The following is a 457-nucleotide window of genomic DNA, read 5'->3' on the forward strand; positions in this document are numbered from 1 at the left end:
GTTGGGGCTCGTCACCCAGAGCCGCTCGCGCTCGCCAGCCTCGCGCCATTTCAGCGTGCAGGGCGTGCCCATCAGTTTCTTGAATATCTTCGAGAAATGGCCGGAATGAAGGATGATCAGCCCCATGCCTTCCCAGACCCGGCGCGCCACGCGCCCGACAACGTCGTCGGCGACGGCACCATGGTCCTTGTGTCCCCACCATAGCAGGACATCGGTTTGCGCCAGACGGTCGGCCGGCAAGCCATGGTCCGGCTGCTCGAGCGTCGCCCATGACGCGGAAATTTCGGGATCGAGCTTCAGCGCGTTGGCGATCGTTGCGTGCATGCCCTCAGGGTAGATCCCCGCGACCACCTCATTGGTCCGCTCGTGGATATTCTCGCCCCAAACGACAGCGCGTATAGTCATGACATCCTCTTGATTGGTTGAAGCCGCCGCCCCGGTACATCCAGTCATAGTA

At 61.9% G+C, this 457-nt stretch carries 1 protein-coding gene; it reads right to left on the bottom strand.

Annotated elements, in window-relative coordinates:
• On the bottom strand, positions 1–405 hold a 405-nt coding region (locus EOA86_RS38060), incomplete at its 3' end, for a ThuA domain-containing protein (RefSeq protein WP_206630298.1).
• Between the last annotated feature and the right edge of the window lie 52 nt (positions 406–457).

The sequence above is a fragment of the Mesorhizobium sp. M5C.F.Ca.IN.020.32.2.1 genome, assembly GCF_004023105.1.
Lineage (GTDB): Bacteria > Pseudomonadota > Alphaproteobacteria > Rhizobiales > Rhizobiaceae > Mesorhizobium > Mesorhizobium wenxiniae.